Annotated in this window: 22 protein-coding genes and 1 riboswitch; of the genes, 16 read left to right on the top strand and 6 right to left on the bottom strand. The window is 66.0% G+C overall.

From position 1 onward, the window contains the following. Positions 1–91: 91 nt before the first annotated feature. The gene (gene chvE / locus OVA06_RS14230) at positions 92–1,222 is read right to left on the bottom strand and encodes a multiple monosaccharide ABC transporter substrate-binding protein (protein WP_200937757.1); all 1,131 of its coding nucleotides are present in this window, start codon (positions 1,220–1,222) and stop codon (positions 92–94) included. Between the two features lie 417 nt (positions 1,223–1,639). On the opposite strand from chvE, the gene OVA06_RS14225 reads away from it, so the two are divergent. From OVA06_RS14225 to OVA06_RS14200, 6 genes are all read left to right on the top strand, one after another. Then, positions 1,640–2,356 carry an L-ribulose-5-phosphate 4-epimerase gene (locus tag OVA06_RS14225; protein WP_268159176.1) on the top strand — a complete coding sequence of 239 codons (717 nt, stop codon included), beginning with the start codon at positions 1,640–1,642 and terminating at the stop codon, positions 2,354–2,356. Positions 2,357–2,391: 35 nt separating this feature from the next. Next, entirely contained in the window at positions 2,392–3,912 is a 1,521-nt protein-coding gene (araA, locus tag OVA06_RS14220; protein WP_056078548.1) for an L-arabinose isomerase, read from the top strand. A gap of 54 nt (positions 3,913–3,966) precedes the next feature. Next, a complete protein-coding gene (locus OVA06_RS14215) occupies positions 3,967–4,980 on the top strand; it encodes a LacI family DNA-binding transcriptional regulator (RefSeq protein WP_268160800.1) in 1,014 nt (337 codons plus the stop codon). 92 nt (positions 4,981–5,072) lie between these two features. Next, positions 5,073–5,261 (top strand): hypothetical protein, encoded by a 189-nt coding sequence (locus OVA06_RS14210; RefSeq protein ID WP_056078545.1) that lies wholly within the window; start codon positions 5,073–5,075, stop codon positions 5,259–5,261. A gap of 104 nt (positions 5,262–5,365) precedes the next feature. Next, complete coding sequence (locus OVA06_RS14205; RefSeq protein ID WP_056078542.1) at positions 5,366–5,668, top strand: DUF4193 domain-containing protein; 303 nt, start codon at positions 5,366–5,368, stop codon at positions 5,666–5,668. 273 nt (positions 5,669–5,941) lie between these two features. Then, positions 5,942–6,493, top strand: coding sequence for an AMIN-like domain-containing (lipo)protein (locus tag OVA06_RS14200; RefSeq protein ID WP_056078539.1), 552 nt, complete (start codon positions 5,942–5,944; stop codon positions 6,491–6,493). Between the two features lie 79 nt (positions 6,494–6,572). Here the strand turns inward: OVA06_RS14200 and OVA06_RS14195 are convergent, their stop codons facing one another. After that, positions 6,573–8,126, bottom strand: a complete 1,554-nt coding sequence (locus OVA06_RS14195) for an APC family permease (RefSeq protein WP_268159173.1) — start codon at positions 8,124–8,126, stop codon at positions 6,573–6,575. Positions 8,127–8,348: 222 nt separating this feature from the next. Between OVA06_RS14195 and OVA06_RS14190 the strand changes: the two genes are divergently transcribed. Continuing rightward, positions 8,349–8,828 (top strand): Dps family protein, encoded by a 480-nt coding sequence (locus tag OVA06_RS14190; protein ID WP_015936097.1) that lies wholly within the window; start codon positions 8,349–8,351, stop codon positions 8,826–8,828. Positions 8,829–8,938: 110 nt separating this feature from the next. Here OVA06_RS14190 and OVA06_RS14185 read toward each other — a convergent pair whose 3' ends face one another. Beyond that, positions 8,939–10,498, bottom strand: coding sequence for an MFS transporter (locus OVA06_RS14185; RefSeq protein WP_268159172.1), 1,560 nt, complete (start codon positions 10,496–10,498; stop codon positions 8,939–8,941). Positions 10,499–10,584: 86 nt separating this feature from the next. Here OVA06_RS14185 and OVA06_RS14180 point away from each other — a divergent pair, with 86 nt between their 5' ends. From OVA06_RS14180 to OVA06_RS14165, 4 genes are all read left to right on the top strand, one after another. After that, positions 10,585–11,121 (top strand): TetR/AcrR family transcriptional regulator, encoded by a 537-nt coding sequence (locus OVA06_RS14180; RefSeq protein WP_268159171.1) that lies wholly within the window; start codon positions 10,585–10,587, stop codon positions 11,119–11,121. A 96-nt stretch (positions 11,122–11,217) separates the two neighbouring features. After that, positions 11,218–11,315: riboswitch (glycine riboswitch) on the top strand. Between the two features lie 188 nt (positions 11,316–11,503). Further along, the gene (gene gcvP / locus OVA06_RS14175; RefSeq protein WP_268159170.1) at positions 11,504–14,368 is read left to right on the top strand and encodes an aminomethyl-transferring glycine dehydrogenase; all 2,865 of its coding nucleotides are present in this window, start codon (positions 11,504–11,506) and stop codon (positions 14,366–14,368) included. Positions 14,369–14,461: 93 nt separating this feature from the next. Then, positions 14,462–15,610, top strand: coding sequence for a glycine cleavage system aminomethyltransferase GcvT (gcvT, locus tag OVA06_RS14170; RefSeq protein WP_268159169.1), 1,149 nt, complete (start codon positions 14,462–14,464; stop codon positions 15,608–15,610). Positions 15,611–15,616: 6 nt separating this feature from the next. After that, positions 15,617–17,074, top strand: a complete 1,458-nt coding sequence (locus tag OVA06_RS14165; protein ID WP_268159167.1) for an L-serine ammonia-lyase — start codon at positions 15,617–15,619, stop codon at positions 17,072–17,074. Positions 17,075–17,126: 52 nt separating this feature from the next. On the opposite strand, the gene OVA06_RS14160 is transcribed toward OVA06_RS14165, so the two are convergent. After that, positions 17,127–17,672 (bottom strand): TspO/MBR family protein, encoded by a 546-nt coding sequence (locus OVA06_RS14160; protein WP_268159165.1) that lies wholly within the window; start codon positions 17,670–17,672, stop codon positions 17,127–17,129. 205 nt (positions 17,673–17,877) lie between these two features. On the opposite strand from OVA06_RS14160, the gene OVA06_RS14155 reads away from it, so the two are divergent. From OVA06_RS14155 to OVA06_RS14145, 3 genes are all read left to right on the top strand, one after another. Beyond that, positions 17,878–18,951: a lipid II:glycine glycyltransferase FemX gene (locus OVA06_RS14155; RefSeq protein WP_268159163.1), complete on the top strand. Its 1,074-nt coding sequence runs from the start codon at positions 17,878–17,880 to the stop codon at positions 18,949–18,951. Between the two features lie 107 nt (positions 18,952–19,058). Next, complete coding sequence (locus OVA06_RS14150) at positions 19,059–20,369, top strand: peptidoglycan bridge formation glycyltransferase FemA/FemB family protein (RefSeq protein ID WP_268159161.1); 1,311 nt, start codon at positions 19,059–19,061, stop codon at positions 20,367–20,369. Positions 20,370–20,421: 52 nt separating this feature from the next. Next, positions 20,422–21,957 carry a threonine/serine ThrE exporter family protein gene (locus tag OVA06_RS14145; protein WP_056083707.1) on the top strand — a complete coding sequence of 512 codons (1,536 nt, stop codon included), beginning with the start codon at positions 20,422–20,424 and terminating at the stop codon, positions 21,955–21,957. Positions 21,958–22,040: 83 nt separating this feature from the next. Here the strand turns inward: OVA06_RS14145 and OVA06_RS14140 are convergent, their stop codons facing one another. Together OVA06_RS14140 and OVA06_RS14135 are read right to left on the bottom strand one after the other, a co-directional pair. Then, positions 22,041–22,880 (bottom strand): siderophore-interacting protein, encoded by an 840-nt coding sequence (locus tag OVA06_RS14140; RefSeq protein ID WP_268159158.1) that lies wholly within the window; start codon positions 22,878–22,880, stop codon positions 22,041–22,043. Between the two features lie 14 nt (positions 22,881–22,894). Further along, positions 22,895–23,665 carry a uracil-DNA glycosylase gene (locus tag OVA06_RS14135; RefSeq protein WP_268159156.1) on the bottom strand — a complete coding sequence of 257 codons (771 nt, stop codon included), beginning with the start codon at positions 23,663–23,665 and terminating at the stop codon, positions 22,895–22,897. 131 nt (positions 23,666–23,796) lie between these two features. Between OVA06_RS14135 and OVA06_RS14130 the strand changes: the two genes are divergently transcribed. Further along, entirely contained in the window at positions 23,797–24,150 is a 354-nt protein-coding gene (locus OVA06_RS14130; RefSeq protein WP_056083715.1) for a DUF3263 domain-containing protein, read from the top strand. 44 nt (positions 24,151–24,194) lie between these two features. Continuing rightward, positions 24,195–24,839, top strand: coding sequence for a LytR C-terminal domain-containing protein (locus tag OVA06_RS14125; protein ID WP_056083719.1), 645 nt, complete (start codon positions 24,195–24,197; stop codon positions 24,837–24,839). The last annotated feature ends 89 nt before the right edge of the window (positions 24,840–24,928 follow it).

The following is a 24,928-nucleotide window of genomic DNA, read 5'->3' as shown; positions in this document are numbered from 1 at the left end:
GGTCGAAAGGTTGGCCGTCCTGCTGCTGCAGAAGGCTGCGGGAGGAAGCTGTGGCCGGACCCCGGGTCCGGCCACAGCTGCCGGACGCTGACTACTTGACGTCAGCGTCGGTGTAGTAACCCGAGTCGATCAGTTCCTTCTTGTAGTTGTCCTTGGTGATGATGACGGACTTCAGCAGGAAGGCAGGGACCACCTTGACCTTGTTGTCGTAGGTCTTGGTGTCATTGGTTTCCGGCTCCTGGCCCTTGAGGACGGCGTCGACCATCTTGACGGCCTGGGCGCCGAGCTGCCGCGTGTCCTTGAAGATCGTGGAGTACTGCTCGCCGGCAACGATCGACTTCACAGAACCCTTTTCGGCGTCCTGGCCGGTGACGACGGGCAGGCTTCCCTTGGCGTAGCCGCCGGTGCTGGTAAGGGCCGAGATGATGCCGATGGACAGGCCGTCGTACGGGGACAGCACGCCGTTCAGCTTGGTACCGGAGCTGTAGGCGGAGGTGATGATGTCTTCCATGCGCTTCTGGGCAACAGGCGCCTGCCAACGGAGGATCGCCGCCTGCTCAAACTTGGTCTGGCCGCTGGGGACCTTGAGGGTGCCGGCGTCCAGGTAGGGCTTGAGGGTGTCCATGGCCCCGGTCCAGAAGAAGTTGGCGTTGTTGTCGTCCGGGCTGCCCGCGAAAAGCTCGACATTGAAGGGGCCCTTGCCGTCCACCTTCTTGCCGCTGGCATCGACGAGGCCCAGGCCGGTCAGCAGCGAGGTAGCCTGCTGGACACCAACGGTGTAGTTGTCGAACGTGGTGTAGTAGTCCACGTTGGGCGTGCCGTTGATAAGGCGGTCGTAAGCGATGACCTTAACGTTCTGCTCCTTGGCCTTGGCCAGGACGTCGGTCAGGGTAGTGCCGTCAATGGCGGCAATGATCAGGGCCTTGGCGCCCTTGGTCAGCATGTTTTCGATCTGCGACACCTGGGTGGGGATGTCGTCATTGGCGAACTGGAGGTCCGTCTTGTAGCCGAGGTCCTTCAGGGACTTTTCGACGTTGGCGCCATCTGCAATCCAGCGTTCGGAGGTCTGCGTAGGCATCGAGATGCCAACCAGTGAATCACTGGGGTTGGCGGCAGCACCGCTGGATTCGCTCGTTCCGCCGCGGGAGCCGCAACCGGTGGCGCCCACCGTCAGGGCGAGGACAAGGGCCACCGCGCCCATCAGTTTTTTGATTCTCACCATAATCTCCTTCCGCGGCAGCACTGCCACGAAGTGTTGTTGGATCAGGCAGCACCCGTGCTGCCGATCCTGGCCACATTGTTGATGTGTCGGTTCAATATAGACCCATTTGTGAACGCTAACAAGAGGCCGGGGTTTGAATTTCAAGAACCTTTCCGCTTCATTGACTTCTACTTTGTTAGCGTTCACACTTACTGCAGCACTTAGCACTACCCGATCCCTACAGAACCCGGTAATGAGGCCGCTGCCTCCCGGACGGAGGCACCACATGCCAGATTCGTTGTTCCCTTCCATCCCCGGGCCAGGCCTCGGCCATCCCGTCATCGGTGTTCATGACGGGACGCCCTCCGGTATCCGGCGCACAACCCCGGGGATCACGCAGTCGGCCGCTGCGTCAGAGGCTCCCACGGAGGTGTCCGCATGAGCGTCGCAGCAGGAATCCTGGAGACCATTGCCCGGGTCCGGCAGGAAGTGTGCGCGCTGCATGCCGAACTGACCCGCTATGAACTGGTGGTGTGGACCGCCGGCAACGTCTCGGCCCGCGTGCCCGGAACGGACCTTATGGTCATCAAGCCCTCCGGCGTCTCCTACCAGGACCTGACCCCGGAGCAGATGATCGTCACTGACCTGCACGGCACCCCCGTCCGGGGAACCAATGTCGGTGCTGGAGGCACCGTCGATTGGGGCAATCCGCCGCTGTCGCCCTCGTCGGACACGGCAGCGCACGCCTACGTGTACCGGCACATGCGTGAAGTGGGCGGCGTGGTGCACACGCACTCCACGTACGCCACCGCCTGGGCTGCACGGGGTGAGGCCATTCCGTGCGTTTTGACCATGATGGGTGACGAATTCGGCGGATCCATCCCGGTGGGACCGTTCGCCCTGATCGGTGACGACTCGATCGGCCACGGCATTGTGGAGACGCTGAAAAATTCCAATTCGCCGGCAGTTCTCATGCAGAACCACGGCCCGTTCACCATCGGCAAGGACGCCAAGTCTGCGGTGAAGGCTGCCGTGATGTGCGAGGAAGTGGCCCGCACGGTGCACATCGCCCGGCAGCTCGGTGACCCGCTGCCCATCGACCAGGGCCACATCGACTCCCTCTACGCCCGCTACCAGAACGTCTACGGCCAATAACGCCTGTGGACACCAGGAACTTTCCAGGAGAACCCATGAGTACAGCAGCATCCACTTCCCTTGACGGCTATGAGGTCTGGTTCCTTACCGGCAGCCAGCACCTGTACGGGGAGGAAGTCCTCAAGCAGGTGGCCGCCCAGTCCCAGGAGATCGCCAACCAGCTCAACGCCTCCTCCGCCGTCCCGGTCAAAATCGTCTGGAAGCCTGTCCTGACCGATTCCGACGCCATTCGCCGCACCGCCCTTGAGGCCAACTCGGATGATTCCGTCATCGGCGTCACCGCCTGGATGCACACTTTCAGCCCGGCCAAGATGTGGATCCAGGGCCTGGACCTGTTGCGGAAGCCGTTGTTGCACCTGCACACCCAGGCCAACCGTGACCTGCCGTGGGCGGACATCGACTTTGACTTCATGAACCTGAACCAGGCCGCGCACGGCGACCGCGAGTTCGGGTACATCCAGTCCCGCCTGGGCATCGCCCGGAAGACCGTCGTCGGGCACGTCTCCAACCCCGAGGTGGCGCGGCAGGTGGGTTCGTGGCAGCGTGCCGCAGCGGGCTGGGCCGCTGTCCGGACATTGAAGCTGACCCGCTTCGGCGACAACATGCGGAACGTTGCCGTCACCGAAGGCGACAAGACGGAGGCGGAGCTGCGCTTCGGCGTCGCCGTCAACACCTGGTCCGTGAACGAGCTGGCGGACGCCGTGCACGGCGCTCCGGAGTCCGACGTCGACGCCCTGGTGGCCGAATATGAGGACCTCTACGAGGTGGTGCCGGAGCTCCGCACGGGCGCGGCCCGGCACGACTCGCTGCGGTACGGCGCCCGGATCGAACTCGGGCTGCGCAGCTTCCTCGAGGCCAACGGGTCGGCCGCGTTCACCACCTCGTTCGAGGACCTTGGCGCCCTCCGCCAGCTTCCCGGCCTGGCCGTGCAGCGGCTGATGGCCGCCGGGTACGGCTTCGGTGCCGAGGGTGACTGGAAGACCGCCATCCTGGTCCGTGCCGCGAAGGTCATGGGTGCCGGCCTGCCCGGGGGCGCGTCCCTGATGGAGGACTACACCTACCACCTGGAACCCGGGGCGGAGAAGATCCTCGGCGCCCACATGCTCGAGGTCTGCCCCTCCCTGACGGCCGCGAAGCCGCGGCTGGAAATCCACCCGCTCGGCATCGGCGGCAAGGAAGACCCCGTGCGGCTGGTGTTCGACGCCGATGCCTCCCCGGGCGTCGTCGTCGCCCTGTCCGACATGCGGGACCGTTTCCGCCTGGTGGCCAACGCCGTGGACGTCGTCCCGCTGGACCAGCCGCTGCCCAACCTGCCGGTGGCCCGCGCCCTGTGGGAGCCCAAACCGGACTTCGCCACGTCCGCCGCCGCCTGGCTTACCGCAGGCGCCGCGCACCACACGGTGCTTTCAACCCAGGTGGGTATGGACGTGTTCGAGGACTTCGCCGAGATTGCGAAAACCGAACTGCTCACCATCGACGAAGGCACCACCATCCGCCAGTTCAAGAAGGACCTGAACTGGAACGCCGCCTACTACAAACTTGCGGGCGGGATCTGATCCGATGGCACGGCTAAGGTGCCGGCCCCGGTGGCTGCCGCGGACACGGACCCCGTGACGGACAGCAGGCCACGCCGGCTGCCCAGGCTCGAGGACGTGGCGGAACTCGCCGGGGTCTCGCACCAAACCGTGTCACGGGTGGTCAACAACCATCCGAGCGTCAGCCCCGGGACCCGTGGAAAGGTGGAAGCGGCGATCGCCACACTCGGCTACCGCCGCAACACCGCCGCACGGAGCCTGGTCACCCGGCGTTCACAGACCATCGGTGTCTTGGGCAGTGAGCTCTCGCAGTACGGCCCTGCCAACACCATGTTGGGGGTGGAGCGCGCGGCCCGGGACGCAGGATATTTCGTCAGTGTGGCTGCGCTGCGGGAGGTCAGCCGGGACGCGATCCTGGACGCCGTCCGGCACTTCCTGGACCAGTCCGTGGACGGAATCGTGGTGATTGTTCCGCACCTGGAGACATTGGCCGCACTGGCAGAACTGCCCATCGGAGTGCCGGTCGTGGCCGTTGGGTCCAACGGAAATGACACAGTTGGCGGGGTCAAGGTGGACCAGCGCCGCGGCGCCGAACTGGCGGTGGAACACCTCATTGGGCAGGGGCATGTGCGGATCGGGCACATCGCGGGGCCGCAGGACTGGATAGACGCCGTGGCCCGCGCCGACGGTTGGCGTGCCGCCCTTGAAGCCGCCGGACTCGCCGCAGACCTGGTTATCGAGGGTGACTGGAGCGCGGGCAGCGGCTACGGAATTGGCCGGCAACTGGCGGCCAACCCCCGTGCCACGGCGCTCTTTGTGGGCAACGACCAGATGGCCCTCGGGGTCCTGCGGGCGCTGAACGAGGCGGACATCAGGGTACCGCAGGACGTATCCGTGGTGGGCTTTGACGACCAGCCTGAGGCGGGCTACTTTTGTCCGCCGCTGACGGTGGTCCGGCAGGACTTTGAAGAACTCGGCCGGCGGTGCATGGACATGATGCTCGCGGAGCTCGGCGGCACGCCGGGTCCCCGGACGCTGGTGGTGGAACCGGAACTTGTCCTGCGCAGCAGTACGGCGCCACCCGGCTGAGGGCGCGCCCTCAGCCCTGGGCACTTCCGGATTTAACCAGGCAGAGATACCGGGGAAACGCGCACACAACATCCGGCGCCTAAGTTTCAGGAATGACAGAGAACATTCCCGGCAGGTTCCGCCAGTGGTTCACCGCCTTCGCCTTCACATCCCCGGAACAGGCCGCTGACGCCATGGCTGAGGCATCCCGCTGGGGCTGGCTTCCGGCCCTGAGCGGCGTGGCAGTGGGGGCCGACCATGCCCGCGCACGGCACGACGAATCGACCGCCGGCGTAGGCTGACTGGCTGGTTGAGCACACTATTGCGCCTGTAACGGGGTCATGCCCTAAACTGCTGCACTGAGGTGCCTGAAATGGCGCTGTGCAGCAACGAAAGTGAACACGCTATGGCTACCGATTACGATGCTCCACGCAAGCAGGAAGAAGAGTCTCCCGCTGACTCGCTTGAGGCACTCCAGGCGTCCCGCGGCGGCAACGCGCAGACCGCCGTCATCGATCTCGAAGAGAACGACACCGCTGAAGGCATTGACCTGCCCGGCGCCGACCTCTCCAACGAGGAACTGACAGTTGTTGTCGTTCCGGAGCAGTCCGACGAATTCACGTGCTCCTCGTGCTTCCTGGTCCGCCACCGGTCGCAGGTTGCCCTCGAAAAGAACGGCCTCAAGTACTGCCGCGACTGCGAAGGCTGAGCTTCCACCAGGTTTCAGCGCCGGCCACCCCAGTGGGGTGGCTGGCGCTTTCCCGTATCCCCCGGGCAACCGTTATGGGTGGTAACGGGCAGGTGCAGGAACGGTGCCGAACGGGTTAAGAAGGCCCCGGAAACGGCCCCTGTTTTATGCAGCCTTAATGCTGCGGACGGCAGGCTAACGGTTCCGCCCCGAAGCGGCCACAGGCCTCGTTTCACCGTTCCCGCCGTCCTAATCTGGAGCTATCCAATCGCTCCTTCCTTGGGTGGCACCACAATGAAAAAACTCTCCATCTGGTTCACGGCCATCCTTGTGGCCGTCGGACTGGGATTGCTGGTTCCGGGGCCCGCCTCGGCAACCACCTCGTATTGCGGGCTCACATGGGGCTCGCTAATGAAGACGGACGACTCCATGAGCGGCGCGCCCGTCACTAATGTCCGCACCGGACAGCACTATTGCTTCGACCGGCTGGTGGTTGACCTGGGCAGCGGCCCGGCCCCCGGCTACTCCGTCCGTTACGTTGGGCAAATCACTCAGGACGGTTCCGGCAAACCGGTCGAGGTCCGGGGTGGCGCCCGCCTGCAGGTGGTTGTCCGGGCACCTGCCTATGACGGGAACGGCGACGCCACGTACAAATCCGCCGACCAGGTTGAGCTCGCCAACGTCTCCGGTTACCAGACCTTCCGCCAGGTGGTCTGGGCAGGAAGCTTTGAGGGCCAGAGCACTCTCGGCGTGGGCGTCCGCGCCCGTCTTCCGTTCCGTGTCTTCACGCTGGACGGGCCGGGTTCAGGCTCCCGGCTGGTGGTGGATGTGGCGCACTTCTGGTGACAGCCGCCGTCGTCAAACAGGAAAGGTGCCGTCCCCGCGTTGGCGGGAACGGCACCTTTCCTGTCGTGTGCAGGCGCCCTTACTCAGGGACCACCAGGGCCGGGGTGTCTTTCCGCAGCGTTTCGCCACGGAAGAAACCGGGGCGTACCCGGGCCATGATCAGCATGAAGACCGCGCCGAGCGCCAGGATGCCGACGCCGAGGATGAACACCAGTCCCACGCCGAAGATTTCGGAGCCGCTGCCGAACTCGGGCGCCAGGCTGTCCACGGCGGTCTGGAAGAACACGACGAACAGGCCCACGCCGCCCAGCACGGGGCACAGCAGCCGCAACACGAAATGGCGGACGCTGGTGAAGAGGCTGTGCCGGAAGTACCAGGCGCAGGCCAGTGCCGTCAGGCCGTAGTAGAAGCAGATCATCAGGCCCAGGGCCAGGATGGTGTCATTGAGGACGTTCTCGCTGACCACATGCATCACGGCGTAGAACCCCGCGGACATGATGCCGGCAGCGATGGTGGCGAAGCCCGGCGTAGCGAACTTCCGGCTGACGCGGCTGAAGGGTTCAGGCAGGGCCCCATAGTGGGCCATCGCCAGGAGGCTGCGGGACGGGGACATGAACGTGGACTGCAGGGACGCGGCCGAGCTGGAGAGCACTGCGAGGGACATCAGGATGGCGAACGGGCCCATGATGGGGGAGGCCAGCGCTGTGAAGATGTTCTCGTGGTTCTCCGCGTTGTTCAGCCCGTTGCCGGTATCGCCGACGCCGGCGAACATCATGGTGGCGATGCTCACCAGCAGGTAGATGGCCAGGACAATGACGGCCGTCAGGGTGCCCGCCACGCCGGCCGTCTTCTTGCCGTTGGCTGTCTCCTCGTTCACTGTGAGGCAGACGTCCCAGCCCCAGTAGACGAAGATGGACAGTGAAATTCCTGCGGCCACCTGGCCGAAGGTCTCGATCCTGGTGACGTCGAACCACTCCCAGCTGAAGGGGATGGCGGTCTCCGAGGTGGACCAGTTGACGAAGGCCATGCCGACGAACAGGCCGAGCACCAGCAGCTGGAATCCCACCAGGCCGTACTGCACCACTTTGGTGGTGTGCAGTCCGCGGTAGCTGACCCAGACAGCCAGGGCGACGAAAACCAGGCAGGTCAGGACGTTCAGGGCCTTGTTATCGGCCAGTTCCGCCAATTCCGGTGAACCGGTGAGCTGGGACAGGAAGAGGTAGAAGAAATCGACGGCCACGCCGGCGAGGTTGGACAGCACGATGATGTTGGCCGCCAGGAGGCCCCAACCACCCATCCAGCCGACCCAGGGGCCGAACGCTTTGCTGACCCAGGTGAAGGTGGTGCCGCTGTCCGGTGAATCGGCGTTGAGTTCCCGGTAGGCCAGCGAGACCAGGATCATGGGGATGAAGCCGATCAGGAAAATCACGGGCAGCTGGAGCCCGGCTTCATTGACGGTGGGGCCCAGTGCGCTGGTCAGGGTGTAGGCGGGGGCGATCGTGGAAATTCCCAGGACGACGACGGCGAGGAGCCCCAGCTGCCCGCCCTTTAGTCCCTTGGCGGTAATGTCGCCGCTGCCGGGCAATTCCTCGCCCCGCGCGGCGATGGAGCTGGTGCGGAGTGCTTCTGTCATGGCACCGCTTTCTGAAAGCTTATGACCGGGGTCACTATATGAATGGCGTTCATTTAGTATGGAGGTGTGACGGCGGTCGCGCAAGAGGGAATATGAATCACGTTCGTTTATGACTGTGCGGCAAAATTAGTAAGCTCACTGAGAAATATCCGCCCAGGCCCATGCCGGGTGGCCCGGGCGCTGATAGTTTCGAAGTTACTGGACCAATCGAGGAGGACTCCCATGAAAGCTTCACCGACCCTGACCAACAATCTGCAGGCCGTACTCGCCGACCTGATCGAGCTGCACATCCAGGGCAAGCAGGCGCACTGGAACATTGTGGGCACCAACTTCCGGGACCTCCATCTGCAGCTGGATGAGATCGTTGATGCCGCCCGCCAGTTCGCCGATGACACCGCCGAACGCATGAGGGCCCTCCATGCACTGCCTGACGGCCGCAGCTCCACCGTGTCGAAGTCGACTGCCCTGGCGGAATTTCCCGAGGGGCTGATCAGCACCAAGGACGCCATCGAGCGGATCGTTGCAGCCATGGAGGCCGCCGTGGGCACCATGCGCAAGGTTCATGACGAGGTGGATGAGGAAGATCCCACCAGCGCAGACCTGCTGCACGAGTTCATCGCCAAGCTGGAGCAGTTCGCCTGGATGGTGAACGCCGAGACGCTCAAGCCAACCGCCAGCGTCACCGCTCCTGACGAAAAGTAGCAGCGGGCTGCCGCCACGGCAGGAATAAGGCGCCCTGCGCCGGAGGCTGATCTCCGGCGCAGGGCGCCTTTGCCGTTAAGGCCTACGCGCTGCCATGTGCCGTGGTGCTGTTACGCGGCCTTGGGCACTTTGCGAAGAACGACGGCGGCGCAGACTGCCGCGGTGGCCATCAGGACCAGCCCAATCGCCGCGGTGACGTGCACGCCGGAGTCGAAGGCGGCGGCTGCGGCCTGGCGGACGGCATCGGCCAGCGGGGCCGGAAGCCCGGCTGCGAGGTCCATGGCGCCGGCCAGTGTTTCGCCGGCACTGTGGCGGGCTGCTTCCGTGGCGGTGCCGTCCACAGCGGCCGGGAGGTGCAGGTTGTGCTGGTAGGAGGCCGTGAGGATGGAGCCCAGTACGGCCGTCCCCAGCAGCGCCCCCACCTCGTATCCGGTCTCCGAGATGGCGGCCGCTGCACCTGACTTGTGCGCCGGAGCCGCACCGAGGATGAGGTCGTTGGAGATGGTTTCAGCCGTCCCCACGCCCAGCGCCAGGATCAGCAAGGCTGCCAGCAGCAGTGTGGGCCCGCCGTCGTGGTTCCCGAACGTCACCAGGCTGTACCCCGTAGCGCTGAACGCCAAGCCCGTGCCCACCACGAAGCCGGGCCTAACCTTCCGGACCAGTGGCACCACCACCAGGCCTGCCACCACAGTGGCAACAAGGGCCGGGATCATGGCGACGCCTGCGGCGGACGGCGTCATGCCCTCGAGCAGCTGCAGGTGCTGGGCCAGGAAGAGGATGAAGCCGTTGAAGGAAAACAGGGCCAGGACGTTTGCGGTGATGGCCATGCTGAACACCCGGTTGCGGAAAAGCGACATGTCCAGCAGGGGATGCGGCAGCCGGAGCTGTCGCCGGACAAAAACGACTGCCATGGCCAGGCCGAAAGCCATGGCGCCAAGGCCGGTGCCGGACACTCCTTCCGTAGCCACTTCCTTGATGCCGTACACCAGTGGCACCATCACCAGCAGGGACAGCACGATGCTGGGAAAATCCACCTTCCCCGGTTCCGGATTCTTCGATTCCGGAATCAGCACCGGACCCAGGGCGATCAGTGGCAGCATGAGCGGCACTGCGACCAGGAAGACTGCGCCCCACCAGTAGTGCTCCACCAACCAGCCGCCGAAAATCGGCCCCAGGGCGGCCCCGCCGGAGAAGCCGGCGGCCCAGATGGCCACCGCCAGCCGGCGGCGGTTGGGCTCCGCAAAGATGTTGCGGATGAGCGAGAGGGTAGAGGGCATCAACATGGCCCCGAAGAAGCCCAGGGCGGCGCGTCCTGCGATCAGCCATTCCGCCGTTGGCGCGAACGCCGTGGCGGCCGAGAGTGCGGCAAAGCCCAGGCTGCCGGTGAGGAGCAGCCGCCGCCGGCCGATCCTGTCGCCGAGGCTGCCCATGCACACCAGCAGCCCCGCCAAGACCAGGGGGTAGGCATCCACGATCCAGAGCAGCTGCACCCCGGAAGGGTTCAGGGACTGGGCGATCGCGGGCAGGGCGAAGGTCAGGGCCGTGTTGTCCACGGCCACCAGCAGTACGGGAAACATCAGCAGCGCAAGGGCCAGCCAGTCGCGCCACGGGGCCCGTGGCGTGGCGGGTCCCTGGAGCAGGGGTGCATCACGGTGCGTCGAGATGGTCATGGAATTAACTATACCGTCCAGACGGTACAGTTTGGAGTGATGGCTGAGTTGAGCCCCTGACATCCCGGGAAGGCATGATGGATGGCATGCCCCGAAAGCCAGTCGCCCGCGAAGCCGTCCTTGACGCCTTCGCCACCCTGTTGATTGAGGTGGGGGAGCGAGCCGCCACCCTGGACGCCGTGGCCCGAAAGGCCGGCGTCTCCAAGGGCGGGCTCCTCTACCACTTTCCGAACAAGGAAGCCCTGATCCAGGCGCTCCTGGACCAGTTGGACACGCTCGCGGGAGAAGACGCCGATGCCATGGCCGCCGCATCGGAGGGCGCAGCGGCCTACTTCATCCGGTCCTCGGTGTGGGGAGACACCCCCTTGGACCGGGCCATCGTCGCCGCCACCAGGCTGGCGGAGGTGGCGCATGAAGAAACCCGCCGCCGATTCGCTGCGATCCAGCGGCGGTGGCTCGACGAAATCGCCGCCGACGTGGGGCCGGCCCTGGCCAAGGCCGTGCTGTACATGGGGGACGGCCTCTACTTCAACGCCATGCTCTCCGTTGGCCCCGTCCCCGAAGGCGGCGCGGCCGCGGACGTCGACGAATTGCTGGCAGCACTGGTGCGGCTCCGGCGCTAGCAGGACATTTGCCCCGGGGGCCGTGGCGTAGGAGAATTAAGCGTTGTGGGAGTCGTCACCGGACGGCCCCGCGTACACATCCAATTGAATAGCCTTTGATCTGCGGCGGGAGAGTCCTGCCACAACGTTCGGCAGGCGCCGTAGGAGCAAATCCTCCCCAGGAATCTCGCAGGCCCCTGTACCGCCGCGGCGAGGCACCTCTGGAAAGCAGCAGGCCGTCCAGGCACCCCGTTACCGGATGCCGGACCGTTGTGCTCACCGACGGTGCAAGCGGGTCCTGTCCATGCAGGCGCCGCGGAAACTCTCAGGTCCAATACAGAGCGGGGAGGGACCCGAATCGCTGTGGCGTACCCTGCGCCGCCTGAGTATCTGGAGTTCCCCCGTGACGGTTAGTTCAGCCTCCACCACTTTCGTCGACCGCCATATCGGTGCCCGGCGCCAGGACCACGTCGACACCATGCTCAAGGCCGTGGGCTACGACACCGTCGACTCCCTGGTCGATACCGCCGTTCCCCAGGTCATCCGCCAGGAGACGGCCCTGAAACTGCAGGACGCCCTCAGCGAGGTTGAGGTCCTAACCGAGCTGCGACGCCTTGCTGCGAAGAACAAGACCGCCGTGCAGCTGATCGGCCAGGGCTACTACGGCACCATCACCCCGGCCGTGATCCGCCGCAACATCCTTGAGGCGCCGGCTTGGTACACCGCCTACACGCCGTACCAGCCCGAGATCTCGCAGGGCCGGCTGGAGGCGCTGCTGAACTTCCAGACCATGGTCCAGGACCTGGTGGGCCTGCCGATTGCCAACGCATCCCTGCTGGACGAAGCGACGGCGGTGGCCGAGGCAGTCCTGCTGATGCGCCGCGCCAACAAGGCCAAGCCTGCCGCTGACGGTAAAACGGTCCTGGACATCGACGTGTTGCCGCAGACCATCGCCATCGTCAAGGGCCGCGCCGAAGCGCTCGGCTTCAAGGTGGAGGTCGCCGACCTCTCTAAGGGCCTGCCCGAGGGCGACATCAACGGCATCGTGCTCCAGCAGCCCGGCGCCTCGGGCCGTGTCTTCAACCAGGCAGATGCCATCTCCGCCGCCAAGGAGCGCGGCGCGCTGGTCACCGTTGCTGCTGATCTGCTGGCGCTGACCCTGATCACTCCTCCGGGTGAGCAGGGTGCGGACATCGCCGTCGGCTCCACCCAGCGTTTCGGCGTTCCGCTGTTCTTCGGCGGCCCGCACGCCGCCTACATGGCCGTCCGCAAGGGGCTGGAACGCTCGCTGCCGGGCCGCCTGGTGGGCGTCTCGAAGGACGACGCCGGCGTCCCTGCCTACCGCCTGGCCCTGCAGACCCGCGAGCAGCACATCCGCCGCGAGAAGGCCACGTCCAACATCTGCACCGCGCAGGCACTGCTGGCCATCGTGTCTTCCATGTACGCCGTTTACCACGGCCCGGACGGGCTGAAAGCGATCGCGGAAACGACGCACGCCCACGCCCGCACCCTGGCGGCCTCCCTCGCGGCCGCCGGCGTGGAAGTCCTGCACAAGAGCTTCTTCGACACCATCACCGTTCGGGTTCCCGGCCGCGCCGCCGGCATTATTGCCGATGCTGAGGCACGCGGCATCAACCTGCGCTCCATCGATGCAGATACCGTAGGCATCTCCCTGGATGAAACCACGACGACGGCCGTCGTCGCCGACGTCGTGGACATCTTTGGCGCCAAGGTCGCCGGGGGCGGGAGCTTCGCACTGGATGCCGGGGTGGAGCGGTCCTCCGGCTATCTGGAGCACCCGGTGTTCAACACGCACCGGTCAGAGACGCAGCTGTTGCGTTACATCCGCCGCCTGTCCGACCGGGACCTGGCCCTGGACCGGACCATGATCCCGCTGGGTTCCTGCACCATGAAGCTGAACGCTACCGCCGAGATGGAAGCGATTTCCTGGCCGGAGTTCGCCTCCATCCACCCGTTCGCTCCGGATTCCCAGACCGAGGGCTGGCGTGAACTGATCACCGGGCTCGAGGCTGACCTGACCGAGATCACCGGGTACGACCAGGTCTCCATCCAGCCCAACGCCGGTTCCCAGGGTGAACTCGCCGGCCTTCTGGCGATCCGGGGCTACCACCGCTCCCGCGGTGATGAGCAGCGCACCGTGTGCCTGATCCCTGCCTCCGCGCACGGCACCAACGCCGCCTCCGCCGTGCTGGCGGGCATGAAGGTGGTTGTTGTCGCCACGGCCGCGGACGGCACCATCAACCACGATGACCTGACGGCGAAGATCGAGGCGAACCGGGATGTCCTGTCCTGCATCATGATCACCTACCCGTCCACCCACGGCGTCTACGACGGCGACGTGACCGAGATCTGCGACGCGGTCCACGCCGCAGGGGGACAGGTGTATGTGGACGGCGCGAACCTGAACGCCCTCGTGGGCCTGGCGCAGCCGGGCAAGTTCGGCGGCGACGTCTCGCACCTGAACCTGCACAAGACGTTCTGCATCCCGCACGGCGGCGGCGGGCCCGGCGTCGGACCGGTCGCTGCGAAGGCGCACCTGGCCCCGTTTATGCCCGGCGATGCGAATAAAGCCGCGCATGAGGAGGGCCACGGCGTGGCGATTTCCGCGTCCCGGTTCGGGTCCGCCGGGGTGCTGCCGATTTCCTGGGCGTACGTGAAGCTGATGGGCGGTACGGGCCTGACCGAGGCCACTAAGTCCGCGCTGCTGGCCGCGAACTATGTTGCTGCCCGGTTGAACGAGTTCTACCCGGTGCTCTACACGGGTGAGGGCGGGCTCGTGGCGCACGAGTGCATCCTGGACCTGCGCGAACTCACCGCCCGTACCGGAGTGACCGCCGAGGACGTGGCCAAGCGCCTGATCGACTTCGGCTTCCACGCGCCCACCCTGGCCTTCCCGGTGGCCGGGACCCTGATGGTGGAGCCCACCGAGTCCGAGGACCTCGCCGAGATCGACCGCTTCATCGACGCCATGATCACCATTCACAAGGAAATCGACCAGGTGGCCAACGGCGACTTCGCCGTCGCAGATTCCCCGCTGCGGCGTGCACCGCACACGGCGTCAGCCGTCGTCAGCTCCGACTGGGACCGCGCCTACCCGCGCGAGCAGGCCGCATTCCCGGCACACCACAAGCAGGACAAGTACTTCCCGCCCGTGGGCCGCATCGACGGCGCAGCCGGCGACCGCAACCTGGTCTGCTCCTGCCCGCCCCTCGAGGCGTTCGAGGAAGATACCTCCTTCGAAAACTAGGTTGCTCGGTGGTTGGGCTTGCCGAAACCTTGATGTCGACAAGCCCAATCACCACATTCGACAGGCCTAACAGCTGCTCCCTAAGGACTTCCCATGACTGAGAACTACACCGCCCTTTACGGCGAGCACCAGAAGCTGGGCGCCTCCTTCACCGATTTCGGTGGCTGGCAGATGCCCCTCAAGTACAGCTCCGAGCTCGCCGAACACCACGCCGTGCGCAACGCGGCCGGCCTGTTCGACCTCTCCCACATGGGTGAAGTCTGGGTCACCGGCCCGGACGCCGCAGCATTCCTCGACTACGCCCTGGCAGGAAAGCCGTCAGCCATCGCGGTGGGCAAGGCCAAGTACTCGCTGATCTGTGACACCGACGGCGGCATCATCGACGACCTGATCACGTACCGCCTCCCCGCGGCTGCGGACGGAACAGCCAAGTACCTGGTGGTCCCGAACGCAGGCAACGCCAAGGTAGTAGCCGGGGCCCTGCAGGACCGCGCTGCCGGCTTCGACGTCACCGTGCAGGACGCCTCGGCGGAAACTTCGCTGATCGCCGTCCAGGGGCCCAAGGCGCAGGACCTCCTGCTCCGGCTGGTTCCCGCGGCCCAGCACGCAGACGTCACCGGGCTGAAGTACTACGCCGCGGTGGAAGTCCCGTTCCTGGTCAACGGAGCCGGACTCGCCCTCCTGCTGGCCCGCACGGGCTACACCGGCGAAGACGGCTTTGAGATCTTCGTGCCCAACGATGACGCCGTGGGGCTTTGGCAGGCACTCCTCGCGTTGGCCGACGACGGGGAGCTCACTCCGGCGGGCCTCGCATCCCGGGATTCGCTCCGACTGGAAGCCGGGATGCCCCTGTATGGCAACGAACTCTCCCTGCAGGGCGATCCTTACTCAGCTGGACTGGGTCCCGTCGTCGCGCTGTCCAAAGAGGGCGACTTCGTGGGCAAAGCTGCGCTGGCAGCAAAGAAGGAAGCCGGCGCGGGATCAACCACCGGCCGTCGCCTGGTGGGCCTGAAAGGCCTGGGCCGCCGTGCCGGCCGTGCCCACTATCCGGTCCTCAAGGACGGGGCAGTGGTTGGTGAGGTCACCTCCGGACAGCCCTCACCCACCCTCGGCTACCCGGTGGCGCTGGCTTACGTCGACGTCCAACACGCCGCCCCCGGAACAGCCCTCGACGTGGACCTCCGTGGCAAGGCCGAACCGTTCGAAGTCGTCGAGCTGCCATTCTACAAGCGCACCAAGTAGGACGTCATGGCTGTTGGTGTTTTTGATCTGTTTTCTGTTGGTATTGGGCCTTCGTCTTCTCATACTGTGGGGCCGATGCGGGCTGCTGCGGTGTTTGCCGAGGAGTTGAAGAGCAGCGGGGTGTTGTCCCGGGTGGCAGGGCTGCGGGTGGATCTGTATGGGTCGTTGGCTGCGACGGGGCATGGGCACGGGACGATGACGGCCATCTTGCTGGGCCTGGAGGGGTTCCACCCCGAAAGGATCCTCCCGGCGGAGGTGGAGGAGCGGTTGGCTGTGATCGCCGAGACCGGGACGCTGCAGCTGGCGGGTGCCGGCGGCGGGGCAGGCGTGGCGTTGCCGTACGGGGTGAAGGACATGGTGTTGCGGCCGTTGACGGTGTTGCCGCGGCACACGAACGGGATGACGTTCACCGTCTCGGACGGCAACGGCGGGGAACTCCACCGGGCCACGTTCTTCTCCGTGGGCGGCGGGTTCATTGTCCGTGAGGGTGAGGAGGATGCCGCGCAGCAGGAGTTGGATGAGTCCAAGAAGGAGCTGCCGTTGCCGTTCCGGACCGCTGCGGAGCTCCTGGGGCATTGCGCGGACACCGGGTTGGGGATCGGCGACGTGATGCTGGTCAATGAGAAGTCTTCCCGTTCCGAGGAGGAGATCCGGGCGGGGCTGCTGCATATCTGGTCCGTGATGGAGGCGTGCGTGGCGACGTCGTTGAAGCGTGACGGGGTGCTGCCGGGCGGGTTGAAGGTCCGCCGCCGCGCCCCGGACTGGTTCGACCGGCTGAAAAAGGAATGCGCCCGCCCCGGCGAGGACAGCCAGGACCTGGAGTTCACGGACTGGGACTTCCATGACCCCAGGTACTGGCAGGAGTGGGTGAACCTGGTGGCCCTGGCCGTGAACGAGGAGAACGCCTCCGGCGGGAGGGTGGTTACCGCCCCGACGAACGGGGCGGCCGGGATCATCCCCGCGGTCCTGTACTACGCGCTGCATTTCGCCCCGGGCATGGACCAGGCAACGCAGGAAGACCGCGACGGCGTGGTGGCCAGGTTCCTGCTCGCCGCCGGCGCCGTGGGGGTGCTCTACAAGGAACAGGCGTCCATTTCGGGTGCCGAGGTGGGCTGCCAGGGCGAGGTGGGATCGGCGTCGTCCATGGCGGCGGCGGGACTCGCCGAGGTCATGGGCGGCACCCCGGCGCAGGTGGAGAACGCCGCGGAAATCGCGATGGAACACAACCTGGGCCTGACCTGTGATCCGATCGGCGGGCTGGTGCAGGTTCCGTGCATCGAGCGGAACGCGATCGCCGCGGCCAAGGCCATCAACGCGGCAAAAATGGCGCTCTGGGGCGACGGGACCCACCGGGTCTCCCTCGACGAAGTCATCATCACCATGCGCGAAACCGGCAAGGACATGTCCTCCAAATACAAGGAAACCGCGATGGGCGGCCTCGCCGTCAACGTCGTCGAATGCTGACCACGGGAACCCGGTCGGTCATGGGAGGCTCCTGGTCTGCTTCGCCCGGACGCTAATTGTTGATGGCCGCCCACACGTTCAGCGTTGAGGCGTACACCAGCCACGCCACATAGGGCAGCAGCAGCAACCCCGCTGTGCGGCTGATGGGGCCGAAATACAGGATGGTGACGACGACGGCAACGATCAACGCCAGGATGATCACCAGGGCCAGCCACAGTGCCGGCGTTCCCAGCGTTGGGTAGAGACCGAAAAACATCGGGGTCCAGGCGAGGTTCAGGACCAGTTGGACGGCGTAGGCAATCAGGGCAGGACGCGTGCGCCTGGTGCGCTTGCGCCACACCAGCCAGGCGGCCACGGCCATGGCCGTGTACAACAGCGTCCACACGGGGCCGAACACAAAGTTCGGCGGTGTCCAGGGCGCCTTCTCCGCCGTGGCGTACCAGCCGTCGACGTTGCTGGTGGAAGCGAGTCCGCCAAGGCCGGCCACGAGGAAGGACGCCACCAGGAAACCCGCCAGCCCGGCCGCCTGGACCGCCGGCCGGTACGTGCGGGACTTTCGCTCCGACGGCAAGGTGGACTGTCCCGTGTTCGGCTCCATCTCACCACCCTTGCGAATCGTGGTGCGCGAGTCAAGGCAGGCGCGCGGAGGGGTCCAGGGCCCGCCGGACGGCCGTCCGCCAAGTTCCCCGGGCGCGGCCCGGACCGCCGCAGGCTTTAGACTTGAGGCTGCATGTCCGCGCAGGAACGGCAACAGCAGCACCGAGAACAGCACCGAGCATCAACCCCGATTGGACACGGCCCCCTTGCCAGAATTCACCGCACGTTTTGCCACAGCCGAGGAAATTGAAAACTGGGACAAGCACGTCACGGCCAACCCCAACGGCGGCAACATGCTGCAGTCGGCGGCCTACGCGTCCGTGAAGAACGGCAGCGGCTGGAAGGTCCGCTTCCTGGTGCTGGAAGGCGGCGGGACCGCCAGCTACAACCTGGTCCTGGAGAAGGCCGTTCCGCCGCTGGGACGGCTCTGGTACCTCATCAAGGGCCCGGACCTCGCCGACGCCGGGCATCTCAAAACGGCGTTGGAGTCTTGTGCCGCCCTGGTCCGGGAGCGCAGGCTCAACGTGTTCACTATCAAGATCGAGCCGGACATCGTGGATTCCGCTGCCGCCCGCGCCACGCTGGCTGACGCCGGCCTGGCCAAGGCCCCCAACATCCAGTCCAACGACTCCACGGCGCTGCTGGACATCTCCGGTACGGACGAGGAAGTCCTCAAGGCCATCTCCTCCCGCGCCCGCAACGCCGTCCGGCGCGCCGAAAGGGAAGGCTGCGAGGTAGTTCGCCGGGAACCCGGGCCCGAAACCTACCGTGCCCTCTACGACCTCATGGCCGACACCGTAAAGGCCAAGGGATCGATGCCCTTGCGCAGTTACGAGTACTACGCGCAGTTCTGGGACGAATTCTGCAACCGCGGCCAGGGCAACTTCTTCTTCACCTACGAAGACGGAAAGCCCAGCGTCGGTGCGTTCGTCATCAACTATGGTGCCAAGGCAACCTACAAGGACGGCGGCTCCACGCAAAACCGCAAACAGTACGGCGACTCGCACCTGGTCCAGTGGTCCGCCATCCGGAGGATGCAGGAACTGGGCTGCACCGAGTACGACTTCTGCGGCACGCCACCGGCATCACGGATCAAGGACAAGAGCCACAACCTGTACGGCATGGGGATGTTCAAGACCAGCTTCACCAAGACCGTCACCGACTTTGTGGGGTGCCACGACTACGTTCTTTCTCCCCTCCGGCACCGGCTGTGGGTCAAGGGCGGTGAGCGGGTGTTCCGCCGGATTGAAACGGCGCGCACCGGCCAGCAGTTCTACTGACCAGTACCCCCCGGTCCGCTGCCCGGTACCCCACAGCACGGAAGACGACGCTCCCGCCCCAGCACCTGCCAGGCAGGCCCGCGACAAGTTCCAGAAAAGGTAATCCCTTGAACCAGGTTTCCACCACCGCTCCCGAATACACGGTCCTCAATGACGACGAGTTTGAGGCGTTCGCCCTCAAGCATCCGCAAAACAGTTTCCTGCAGTCGGCCGATTTCACCCGCTTCCAGCGCGCCCGCGGACAGCAGGTGGAACTGTTCGGTATCCGCCGCAACGGAGAACTCGTGGCCGCCGGGAAACTGAACTTCACCACCGCGCGCCTCGGGTACACCGTGTGCGAATGCGCCAAGGGACCCCTGATGGACTACACGGACCCTGCCCTGGTGCGTGACGTCGTCGTACTTCTCCGCAAGCGCGCGGCCGAGCGCAAGGCTGCCGAACTGCGGATCTCACCGAACCTGAAGTACATTGCCCGCGACGAGGACGGGGCCGAGCACCCGGAAACCACTGACAACCGGCCGCTGGTGGCGCGGCTCGGCGGCCTGGGATTCCGGCACCAGGGCCTGGAGATGAACTTCGTGAACGTTAACTGGATGTTCGTCAAGAACCTCCAGGGCATCGCGGACCCGGAAGAGCTGATCATGGGCACCAGCTACCGCACCCGAAAAGCCATCCGCAAGGCCGAAAAGAACGGTGTGTTCCTGGAGCAGGCCACGCTGGAAACCCTGGACGACTTTTACGGCGCGCTGAGCCGGGCCGGCGACGAGAAGGGCTTCGTCTACCGGGAACGGGAGTACTACGAGAACCTGCTCCGCACCACGTCGCCGGAATTCACCAAGCTCATGATGGCCAAGATCGACATCCCGGCCTACCGCCGGTCCATCACCGAACGGCTCGAAGCCGAATCGGCCACGGCCGCCGAGCTTCGGCGCGACGTCGAGGAAACAGGCAGCAAGAAGAAAGCCAACCGGCTCAAAGTGGTCCAGGACCTGGTGGACAGCTACGAGCGCAGCCTCAAGGACATCGAACGCTTTCCAGACTCCGCGGGCGTGGCCACCGTGGCCGCCATCCACTTCGTCTGCTACGGCGACGAGGTGGTGTGCGTGATCGGCGGCACCGTGCAGGACTACATCTATTTCAATGGCGCCACCTCGCTGTATTGGGGCATGATGCTGCACGCCCTTGAGAAGGGGTACCCGAGGTACAACTTCTACGGAACCTTCGGCATCTCCGGGCAGGACCAAGAGGGCCACGGCGGGTACGAATTCAAGAAGGGCTTCGGCGGCGAAGTGGTCCAACTCGTGGGCGACTTTGTGATGCCGGTCCGTCCCGCAGCCTTCCACGCCAACAGGCTGGCCAGGTCCGCCGCGGCGGCGGCCCGCACCCTGCTGGGCAAGCTTCCGATCAAGCGCGCCTGACCCACACATCCGCACCAGCGCACCACACCAGCGCATCAGGGAGGAGGAGATCATGGCCGACCGGCGCGATCATCCCAAAGCTCAACCAACCGGCGCCAAGGACCGCCCGCCCACCGGGCCGGCACGGGCGCTGCCCCGCACCGAAGCCCTGCCCAAAACCGAACCGCTGACGGCCGCCCAGGTCCGCCAGAACGCTGCGGCGAAGAAGATGCTGCGCCGGCTCGTGCAGGGCGAGAACCCTCCCACCGCGCCGCTGAGCATCGTGGACAGGCTGACCGGCAGCCCCTACGCCAACCCCACCATCCAGGTGAGCGGCGTGGACGCGTCGGCCCGCAAGACCCTGGACTTTGTCCTCCACCTCGCTGAAACCATGTTCCGCTACGGCGCCGGCGCCCTCGAAGTGGAGACCAGCATTATCGCCGTCACGGCCGCACTGGGGCTGAAATACGTCGAAGTGGACATCACCAACCAGTCCGTCGGCATCAACTACGCCCCCAAGGACCAGCCGCCCATCGCACTGCTGCGCGTGGTGCGGTCCTGGACCAACAACTACGCCGGCCTGGCCAGGGTGCACCAGCTGGTCACCGACATCGTGGCCGGGGGAGTGGGCCGCGACGAGGCCATCAGGCGCCTCAACGAAATCATCACCAGCCCCAAGCCCTTCCCGCGCTGGATGGTTACCTCGGCCTTCGGTGTCTTCGCCGCTGTGTTCGTGGGCGTGCTCGGCGGCGGGCCGGTATCCTCCGCCATCGCCTTCGCAGCCAACATCGGCATCAGCCTCCTGGCCCGCCAGCTGGGACGCTGGCGCGTCCCTGACTTCTTCATCACGGCGAGCTGTTCCTTCGTGGTCACCCAGCTGGCCCTGCTGCTCTGGCAGTTCGGCCTTACCACCTCGCCGGCCATCGTGGTGGTGGGCGGCATCCTCCTGCTGCTGCCCACCGGCCGCCTGGTCTCCTCGGTGCAGGATGCCATCAACGGCTTCCCCGTCACGGCCGCCGGACGGTTCCTCTCAACGCTCCTGACGTTCGGCGCCATCGTGGCAGGCATCGCCGTCGCCTTCGTAGTGGGCGAGCTGACCGGTGCGCAGCGGATCGACGTCACCGAAACGTTCCCGCCCGCCTACGACCTGTGGGTCCTCATCATCTTCGTGGCGGTGGCCGTGATGGCCATTGGCATCACCGAGCAGACCAGCTGGCAGCTGCTGCTGCCCACCGCAGCTGTGGGAGTCATCGGCTACCTGGTGCTGCTGGGCGGCGGACTGCTGGGCATCGGCGACCGGTTCGCGCCTGCACTGGCGGCCGTGGTGATCGGCCTGCTGGCCCGGGTGCTGGCACTGCGCATGGGAGCCCCGCAGCTGGTGGTGGCAGTCCCCGCAGCACTGATCCTGTTGCCGGGCCTGACGATCTTCCGGTCCATGTACGTGCTCACCATCGAGGAATCGGAAATCCTGCTCGGTGCCGGCGGGATGCTCAGCGCCGGGGCCATCGTCCTGGGCACCGCGGGCGGCATCGTTCTGGGCGACACCCTTGCCCGCCCGTTCACCCGCAGCCTGGCCAGCAACGAACGCCGGCGAGCCCGGCGCCGCTAGGCTCCGGAAGGTCCAACAAAAGCGCGCCCCGGGCTCCTGCCCGGGGCGCGCTTTTGTTGCTCGGTTCGCGCCGGGATGTGCCGCTAGATTTTACCGACGGGGAGCTTCTTCTCCGCCTGGAAGACATCCTCGACCCGGCCCTGGGCCCAGTAGCCGGACAGCGATACCTGGCTGCGCTCAAGTCCCCGCTGGGCGAAGAAGACATCCCGCAGCGCCTTCATGTAGCTGCGCTCTCCATGGGCAAAGACGTCCACCGTCCCGGAAAGCCATTCCGCACCGGCCACGGCGTCCACGAGCAAGCGGCTGGCACCGGCCGGTTCCCCGTTGCGGGTCAGCCACTGGACCCGCACTCCGGCCGGGGCAGAAACGGGCTGGATGTCGGCCTCGGTATCCACTTCAAGGAACGCCAGCCCCGTGGCCCCCGCAGGCAGTGCCTCCAGGCTCGCTGCGATGGCCGGCAATGCGGCCTCGTCACCGGCGAACAGGTACCAGTCGGCGTCGGGGTTGGGGTTGTACGCGCCCCCGGGGCCAGTGAACGTCAGGGTGTCGCCAGGTTCCGCAGCAGCCGCCCACGGGCCGGCCAGCCCTTCGTCCCCGTGGACCACGAAGTCGATGGCAAGCTCGCGTGCCTCAGGATCGACCCGACGGATGGTGTAGGTGCGGGTGGTGGGCCACTGCTCCCGCGGCATGGTTTCGCGGATGGTGGCCAGGTCAAAGGAAGCGGGGTATTCCACGCCGGGCTGCGGGAAGATGATCTTGACGTACCGGTCAGCGAAGCTGTTGTTCACGAAATCCCCGAAGCCGTCACCACCGGCCACAATCCGCACCATATGGGGGGACAACGACTCCCTCCTCAGTACCGTGAGGGTGACCTGGGGGCGGCTCTTTTTCGGGGCGCCGGCGGCGGCGGGAACAGTGCTCATAAGGCAAGCCTAAGCTAGGGCAAAGGCGGGAGTTCCCAGGTTACGGCCTCGGCACCCTGCTCCTGCAGCAGCCGGTTCACCCCGCTGAAGGGCCGGGAACCGAAGAAGCCCCTCGATGCCGACAGCGGGCTGGGGTGGGCGCTGGACACGGCCGGCCGGCCGGCCAGCAACGGGCGCACCGACTCGGCGTCCTTGCCCCACAGCACCGCAACCAGCGGCAGGGGTGACCCGTCCGCAGAGGTGCGGGCCGCGAGGGCGGTGACTGCCGCCGTCGTAACCTTCTCCCATCCCTTGCCCCGGTGCGACCCGGCCGCCCCGGCGCGGACACTCATGACCCGGTTCAGGAGCAGCACGCCCTGGCCGGCCCAGGCGGAGAGGTCGCCATGGATCCGCGGCGGCAGGCCCAGGTCGGATTCCAGTTCCCGGTAGATGTTGGCAAGGCTGCGGGGGATGGGCCGCACCTGCCCGTCCACGGCAAAGGAGAGGCCGACGGCGTGTCCCGGCGTGGGGTAGGGGTCCTGTCCCACGATCAGTACTTTGACGTCCGCCAGCGGTTGGCCGAAGGCGCGCAGGACGTTCGACGGCGCCGGGAGGACATGGCGCCCGGCGGACTCCTCCGCAGCCAGGAAGGCCAGCACCTTCCGGAGTTCGGCTTCCACGCCGGAAAGGGCGGCTGCCCAGTCGGGGGCAACGAGCCTCTCCAGCGGCAGCCCGGCAAGTTCAGCGAATCCACCGCCGGGCAGGGGCTCCGGTTCCAGTTCGAACAACGCATCTGATTCAGCCACCGTCCCATTCTTGCAGGGCACCGGAAGTGCGGAACGGGCCCAGGGGCGGAGTGGGATGCCAAATGACAACGCTGTTATTCGTCCGTAGCATGGGGGTGAGACATTTTCCGTAACCAGTGAAGGAGTGCGCCGTGGCTGAACCGGCCCGGGAACAACTGACCGGTTACCTGCCGGAGGGCGGCGGGGGAGACGGCGAGGCCAACTCACTGTTGGCAGACTTCACCCTCAAGGATTCGCCGCTGACCGAGCGTGAGCAGCAGATCCTTGCCCTGGAGCGGCAGTGGTGGAAGTACGCCGGAGCCAAGGAGCAGGCCGTCAGGGAACTCTTCGACCTCTCCGCAACGCACTACTACCAGGTGTTGAATGCCCTGATCGACAGGGAAGATGCGCTGGCCCACGATCCCATGCTGGTTAAGCGATTGCGTAGACTACGTACGTCGCGCCACCGTGCACGCACTGCGCGGCGACTGGGATCCGACGCCTAGGACGCCCGCCTTTTCAGCAGCCACCAGCAAGGATCCATCCCACCATGACCAAATACGCCCGCGATGAATTCGACAAGGTCCCGGAGACAGCATCGCGACAAGGTGTCCACCGGACGGCGACCGCACCGTCCCGCGTGCGGCTGTGGCCCATCCTTGCCGTTGGCATTGCGGCCCTGGCCATCGGCCTGGTGTCCTTCCTGATCCTGCCCAAGCTGGGCCTTGGCGGGACCGAAAGCCAGGCCTCGGCGGTCGTGTCCGAGGCGCCGCTGGCTGACACAGGCGCCACGCCTTCCGCCGCTGCGGACAAGGCATCCGAACCGTCGGCTTCGGCCGAGCCATCCACGGACCCCAGTGCCGAAAGCACCGCCGAGCCGGAACCCGAGCCCAGCGCCACGGCGTCGGTGGGGCCGGAACTGGACAAGACCCAGCCGGTGGCCGTTTACAACGCTGCCGGAACATCCGGACTCGCCAGCCGGGTGGGCGGAACGGTGAAGGCGGCAGGCTGGACGCTGGGGCAGGTGGGCAACTGGGCCGGCGCCCCGCAGCAGGGCTCCACGGTGTACTACGCCGGGGCGGACCAAGCAGCCAATGCGCGCGAGCTGGCCAACCTGCTGGGCGTGCCCACCGTAGTGGCGAGCACCGAATTCCAGGTGCCGCTGGTGGTCGTCCTGGGGCCCGGCTACCGCTAACCCCGGACAAAATTCCGGCGGTCACGCCTGAATAACGTTTACCGCACCCGCTGCCGGCCGCCTGCAGGACGGGGCAGCCTTTGGCTAGA

This window comes from Pseudarthrobacter sp. SL88 (genome assembly GCF_026672455.1).
GTDB lineage: Bacteria > Actinomycetota > Actinomycetes > Actinomycetales > Micrococcaceae > Arthrobacter.
The sequence above is the reverse complement of the archived record's forward strand: the minus strand, read 5'-3'. Positions and strand labels throughout refer to the sequence as shown.

Excerpts from the sequence above, each read along its gene's own strand:
- araA (WP_056078548.1), top strand. The coding sequence starts at position 2,392 with ATGAGTACAGCAGCATCCACTTCCCTTGACGGCTATGAGGTCTGGTTC.
- OVA06_RS14180 (WP_268159171.1), top strand. The coding sequence starts at position 10,585 with ATGCCCCGAAAGCCAGTCGCCCGCGAAGCCGTCCTTGACGCCTTCGCC.
- OVA06_RS14125 (WP_056083719.1), top strand. The coding sequence starts at position 24,195 with ATGACCAAATACGCCCGCGATGAATTCGACAAGGTCCCGGAGACAGCA.
- OVA06_RS14140 (WP_268159158.1), bottom strand. The coding sequence starts at position 22,880 with ATGAGCACTGTTCCCGCCGCCGCCGGCGCCCCGAAAAAGAGCCGCCCC.
- OVA06_RS14185 (WP_268159172.1), bottom strand. The coding sequence starts at position 10,498 with ATGACCATCTCGACGCACCGTGATGCACCCCTGCTCCAGGGACCCGCC.
- chvE (WP_200937757.1), bottom strand. The coding sequence starts at position 1,222 with ATGGTGAGAATCAAAAAACTGATGGGCGCGGTGGCCCTTGTCCTCGCC.
- OVA06_RS14210 (WP_056078545.1), top strand. The coding sequence starts at position 5,073 with ATGACAGAGAACATTCCCGGCAGGTTCCGCCAGTGGTTCACCGCCTTC.
- OVA06_RS14160 (WP_268159165.1), bottom strand. The coding sequence starts at position 17,672 with ATGGAGCCGAACACGGGACAGTCCACCTTGCCGTCGGAGCGAAAGTCC.
- OVA06_RS14190 (WP_015936097.1), top strand. The coding sequence starts at position 8,349 with ATGAAAGCTTCACCGACCCTGACCAACAATCTGCAGGCCGTACTCGCC.
- OVA06_RS14200 (WP_056078539.1), top strand. The coding sequence starts at position 5,942 with ATGAAAAAACTCTCCATCTGGTTCACGGCCATCCTTGTGGCCGTCGGA.
- gcvT (WP_268159169.1), top strand. The coding sequence starts at position 14,462 with ATGACTGAGAACTACACCGCCCTTTACGGCGAGCACCAGAAGCTGGGC.
- OVA06_RS14195 (WP_268159173.1), bottom strand. The coding sequence starts at position 8,126 with ATGACAGAAGCACTCCGCACCAGCTCCATCGCCGCGCGGGGCGAGGAA.
- OVA06_RS14165 (WP_268159167.1), top strand. The coding sequence starts at position 15,617 with ATGGCTGTTGGTGTTTTTGATCTGTTTTCTGTTGGTATTGGGCCTTCG.
- OVA06_RS14145 (WP_056083707.1), top strand. The coding sequence starts at position 20,422 with ATGGCCGACCGGCGCGATCATCCCAAAGCTCAACCAACCGGCGCCAAG.
- OVA06_RS14205 (WP_056078542.1), top strand. The coding sequence starts at position 5,366 with ATGGCTACCGATTACGATGCTCCACGCAAGCAGGAAGAAGAGTCTCCC.
- OVA06_RS14225 (WP_268159176.1), top strand. The coding sequence starts at position 1,640 with ATGAGCGTCGCAGCAGGAATCCTGGAGACCATTGCCCGGGTCCGGCAG.